The following is a 5371-nucleotide window of genomic DNA, read 5'->3' as shown; positions in this document are numbered from 1 at the left end:
GCTTCCAGTATTCTCGACGGGCTCCCCCTGTCGGTGCAGCGGCGTTTTCCGGAACTGGAAAACCGACATGTTGATTTCCTGAAACGGGATATCATCAAAGCCATGAACAAAGCAGCCGCGCTGGATGAACTGATACCGGGGTTGCTGAGTGAATATATCGAACAGTCAGGTTAACAGGCTGCGGCATTTTGTCCGCGCCGGGCTTCGCTCACTGTTCAGGCCGGAGCCACAGACCGCCGTTGAATGGGCGGATGCTAATTACTATCTCCCGAAAGAATCCGCATACCAGGAAGGGCGCTGGGAAACACTGCCCTTTCAGCGGGCCATCATGAATGCGATGGGCAGCGACTACATCCGTGAGGTGAATGTGGTGAAGTCTGCCCGTGTCGGTTATTCCAAAATGCTGCTGGGTGTTTATGCCTACTTTATAGAGCATAAGCAGCGCAACACCCTTATCTGGTTGCCGACGGATGGTGATGCCGAGAACTTTATGAAAACCCACGTTGAGCCGACTATTCGTGATATTCCGTCGCTGCTGGCGCTGGCCCCGTGGTATGGCAAAAAGCACCGGGATAACACGCTCACCATGAAGCGTTTCACTAATGGGCGTGGCTTCTGGTGCCTGGGCGGTAAAGCGGCAAAAAACTACCGTGAAAAGTCGGTGGATGTGGCGGGTTATGATGAACTTGCTGCTTTTGATGACGATATTGAACAGGAAGGCTCTCCGACGTTCCTGGGTGGCAAGCGTATTGAAGGCTCGGTCTGGCCAAAGTCCATCCGTGGCTCCACGCCAAAAGTGAGAGGCACCTGTCAGATTGAGCGTGCAGCCAGTGAATCCCCGCATTTTATGCGTTTTCATGTTGCCTGCCCGCATTGCGGGGAGGAGCAGTATCTTAAATTTGGCGACAAAGAGACGCCGTTTGGCCTCAAATGGACGCCGGATGACCCCTCCAGCGTGTTTTATCTCTGCGAGCATAATGCCTGCGTCATCCGCCAGCAGGAGCTGGACTTTACTGATGCCCGTTATATCTGCGAAAAGACCGGGATCTGGACCCGTGATGGCATTCTCTGGTTTTCGTCATCCGGTGAAGAGATTGAGCCACCTGACAGTGTGACCTTTCACATCTGGACAGCGTACAGCCCGTTCACCACCTGGGTGCAGATTGTCAAAGACTGGATGAAAACGAAAGGGGATACGGGAAAACGTAAAACCTTCGTAAACACCACGCTCGGTGAGACGTGGGAGGCGAAAATTGGCGAACGTCCGGATGCTGAAGTGATGGCAGAGCGGAAAGAGCATTATTAATCGTCGAACGGCAGGCGTGCAAACTTGGCGTAATCATGGTCATAGCTGTTTCCTGTGTGAAATTGTTATCCACTCACAATTCCACACAACATACGAGCCGGAAGCATAAAGTGTAAAGCCTGGGGTGCCTAATGAGTGAGCTAACTCACATTAATTGCGTTGCGCTCACTGCCCGCTTTCCAGTCGGGAAACCTGTCGTGCCAGCTGCATTAATGAATCGGCCAACGCGCGGGGAGAGGCGGTTTGCGTATTGGGCGCTCTTCCGCTTCCTCGCTCACTGACTCGCTGCGCTCGGTCGTTCGGCTGCGGCGAGCGGTATCAGCTCACTCAAAGGCGGTAATACGGTTATCCACAGAATCAGGGGATAACGCAGGAAAGAACATGTGAGCAAAAGGCCAGCAAAAGGCCAGGAACCGTAAAAAGGCCGCGTTGCTGGCGTTTTTCCATAGGCTCCGCCCCCCTGACGAGCATCACAAAAATCGACGCTCAAGTCAGAGGTGGCGAAACCCGACAGGACTATAAAGATACCAGGCGTTTCCCCCTGGAAGCTCCCTCGTGCGCTCTCCTGTTCCGACCCTGCCGCTTACCGGATACCTGTCCGCCTTTCTCCCTTCGGGAAGCGTGGCGCTTTCTCATAGCTCACGCTGTAGGTATCTCAGTTCGGTGTAGGTCGTTCGCTCCAAGCTGGGCTGTGTGCACGAACCCCCCGTTCAGCCCGACCGCTGCGCCTTATCCGGTAACTATCGTCTTGAGTCCAACCCGGTAAGACACGACTTATCGCCACTGGCAGCAGCCACTGGTAACAGGATTAGCAGAGCGAGGTATGTAGGCGGTGCTACAGAGTTCTTGAAGTGGTGGCCTAACTACGGCTACACTAGAAGAACAGTATTTGGTATCTGCGCTCTGCTGAAGCCAGTTACCTTCGGAAAAAGAGTTGGTAGCTCTTGATCCGGCAAACAAACCACCGCTGGTAGCGGTGGTTTTTTTGTTTGCAAGCAGCAGATTACGCGCAGAAAAAAAGGATCTCAAGAAGATCCTTTGATCTTTTCTACGGGGTCTGACGCTCAGTGGAACGAAAACTCACGTTAAGGGATTTTGGTCATGAGATTATCAAAAAGGATCTTCACCTAGATCCTTTTAAATTAAAAATGAAGTTTTAAATCAATCTAAAGTATATATGAGTAAACTTGGTCTGACAGTTACCAATGCTTAATCAGTGAGGCACCTATCTCAGCGATCTGTCTATTTCGTTCATCCATAGTTGCCTGACTCCCCGTCGTGTAGATAACTACGATACGGGAGGGCTTACCATCTGGCCCCAGTGCTGCAATGATACCGCGAGACCCACGCTCACCGGCTCCAGATTTATCAGCAATAAACCAGCCAGCCGGAAGGGCCGAGCGCAGAAGTGGTCCTGCAACTTTATCCGCCTCCATCCAGTCTATTAATTGTTGCCGGGAAGCTAGAGTAAGTAGTTCGCCAGTTAATAGTTTGCGCAACGTTGTTGCCATTGCTACAGGCATCGTGGTGTCACGCTCGTCGTTTGGTATGGCTTCATTCAGCTCCGGTTCCCAACGATCAAGGCGAGTTACATGATCCCCCATGTTGTGCAAAAAAGCGGTTAGCTCCTTCGGTCCTCCGATCGTTGTCAGAAGTAAGTTGGCCGCAGTGTTATCACTCATGGTTATGGCAGCACTGCATAATTCTCTTACTGTCATGCCATCCGTAAGATGCTTTTCTGTGACTGGTGAGTACTCAACCAAGTCATTCTGAGAATAGTGTATGCGGCGACCGAGTTGCTCTTGCCCGGCGTCAATACGGGATAATACCGCGCCACATAGCAGAACTTTAAAAGTGCTCATCATTGGAAAACGTTCTTCGGGGCGAAAACTCTCAAGGATCTTACCGCTGTTGAGATCCAGTTCGATGTAACCCACTCGTGCACCCAACTGATCTTCAGCATCTTTTACTTTCACCAGCGTTTCTGGGTGAGCAAAAACAGGAAGGCAAAATGCCGCAAAAAAGGGAATAAGGGCGACACGGAAATGTTGAATACTCATACTCTTCCTTTTTCAATATTATTGAAGCATTTATCAGGGTTATTGTCTCATGAGCGGATACATATTTGAATGTATTTAGAAAAATAAACAAATGGGGGTTCCGCGCACATTTCCCCGAAAAGTGCCACCTGACGTCTAAGAAACCATTATTATCATGACATTAACCTATAAAAATAGGCGTATCACGAGGCCCTTTCGTCTCGCGCGTTTCGGTGATGACGGTGAAAACCTCTGACACATGCAGCTCCCGGAGACGGTCACAGCTTGTCTGTAAGCGGATGCCGGGAGCAGACAAGCCCGTCAGGGCGCGTCAGCGGGTGTTGGCGGGTGTCGGGGCTGGCTTAACTATGCGGCATCAGAGCAGATTGTACTGAGAGTGCACCATATGCGGTGTGAAATACCGCACAGATGCGTAAGGAGAAAATACCGCATCAGGCGCCATTCGCCATTCAGGCTGCGCAACTGTTGGGAAGGGCGATCGGTGCGGGCCTCTTCGCTATTACGCCAGCTGGCGAAAGGGGGATGTGCTGCAAGGCGATTAAGTTGGGTAACGCCAGGGTTTTCCCAGTCACGACGTTGTAAAACGACGGCCAGTGAATTAGAACTCGGTACGCGCGGATCTTCCAGAGATATCGTCGAACGGCAGGCGTGCAAACTTGGCGTAATCATGGTCATAGCTGTTTCCTGTGTGAAGCATATCCCACAGACACCAGGCCATGTTGTTGCTGTATGCCGGTTTAAACGTTCCGTCCCAGATACCGCTGTATTGCCGCGTCTGCGGGTTATAGTTCGACGGCACCTGCAGAATACGCCCGCGCAGATGATAATTACGGCTCACCTGCTGGCTGCCGAACTGCTCCGAGTCCACCTGCACGCCGACCAGTGCCGTGTTCGGGTAGCACTGTTTCACATCGATGATTTCAGTGTATGACGACCAGAGCGTTTTGTTCTGCAGCTGGTCTGTGGTGCTGTCCGGCGTCATCCTGCGCATCCGGATATTAAACGGGCGCGGCGGCAGGTTACCCATCACCACCGAGGCCAGATACTGCGAGGTGGTTTTGCCCTTAATGGTGATGTCTTTTTCCGTCACCCAGCCACCGTTACGTTGTATCTGAACCAGCAGGCGGACTTCCGACGGATTCCTGTCACCCTTTGAGGTGGTTTCCACCAGTGCCTGTACACCGAAGGTAAAGCGCAGACGGTCGATGTTTGCAGACGTAATGGTGCGGGTGATCGGCGTGTCATATTTCACTTCCGTACCCAGCACCGTCTCGGAGCCGGAGGATTCAAATCCCTCCGGCGGAGTCTGCTCCTGCTCACCAGCCCGGAACACCACCGTGACACCGGATATGTTGGTATTCCCCTCAGTGTCCAGCACCGGCGTACTGTTCAGCAGCACGCTTTTTAAGCCATCCACCGGACCTTCAATCGGCCCTTCGCTGATGGCATCGATCACACTCAGCAACTGCGTGGACTTCAGGTTGTCCTTCGCTTCGCGCGGGGTATGCCCCTTACTGCTTCCTTTACCCATTCCTCACGCTCCATAAATGACAAAACCGCCCGCAGGCGGTTTCACATAAAACATTTTGCATCAGCGACCAATCACCACAACCTGACCACCGTCCCCTTCGTCTGCCGTGCTGATCTCCTGAGAAACCACGCGTGACCCCACGCGCATTTCCCCGTACAGAACAGGCAGAACATTGCCCTGGGCAACCATGTTATCCAGTGAGGAGAAATAGGTGTTCTGCTTACCGTTATCCGTTGTCTGTATACGGGGAGTTCTGGCTTTCGGTGCCAGCATCTGCGCCACACCACCGAGCACCATACTGGCACCGAGAGAAAACAGGATGCCGGTCATACCACCGGCCCCAATGGCTGCCCCCCATGCTGCAAGGGTGGCTCCGGCGGTAAAGAATGATCCGGCAATGGCGGCAGCCCCCAGGACAATCTGGAATACGCCACCTGACTTGGCCCCGGCGACTCTGGGAACAATATGAAAGCT

Annotated in this window: 2 protein-coding genes and 4 pseudogenes; 2 read left to right on the top strand and 4 right to left on the bottom strand. The window is 52.7% G+C overall.

From position 1 onward, the window contains the following. Together ACLJQE_RS44500 and ACLJQE_RS44495 are read left to right on the top strand one after the other, a co-directional pair. Positions 1-174: pseudogene (locus tag ACLJQE_RS44500) on the top strand (DNA-packaging protein); the annotation flags it as partial. Next, positions 149-1303, top strand: a pseudogene (locus tag ACLJQE_RS44495) (terminase gpA endonuclease subunit); the annotation flags it as partial. The pseudogenes ACLJQE_RS44500 and ACLJQE_RS44495, both read left to right, overlap by 26 nt. Before the next feature lie 1202 nt (positions 1304-2505). Here the strand turns inward: ACLJQE_RS44495 and ACLJQE_RS44490 are convergent. From ACLJQE_RS44490 to ACLJQE_RS44475, 4 genes and pseudogenes are all read right to left on the bottom strand, one after another. Further along, a complete protein-coding gene (locus ACLJQE_RS44490; RefSeq protein WP_000027050.1) occupies positions 2506-3366 on the bottom strand; it encodes a broad-spectrum class A beta-lactamase TEM-116 in 861 nt (286 codons plus the stop codon). Positions 3367-3801: 435 nt separating this feature from the next. Next, positions 3802-3993 (bottom strand): annotated as a pseudogene (locus ACLJQE_RS44485) (hypothetical protein); the annotation flags it as partial. After that, complete coding sequence (locus tag ACLJQE_RS44480) at positions 3965-4897, bottom strand: host specificity protein J (protein WP_058087657.1); 933 nt, start codon at positions 4895-4897, stop codon at positions 3965-3967. The pseudogene ACLJQE_RS44485 and the gene ACLJQE_RS44480, both read right to left, overlap by 29 nt. Positions 4898-4957: 60 nt before the next feature. Next, positions 4958-5371 (bottom strand): annotated as a pseudogene (locus ACLJQE_RS44475) (tail assembly protein); the annotation flags it as partial.

Origin of the sequence: Amycolatopsis sp. lyj-346 (assembly GCF_046548975.1) — a bacterium.
GTDB lineage: Bacteria > Actinomycetota > Actinomycetes > Mycobacteriales > Pseudonocardiaceae > Amycolatopsis.
Note: the sequence above shows the minus strand (reverse complement) of the source record. Positions and strands in the feature narration are given on the sequence as shown.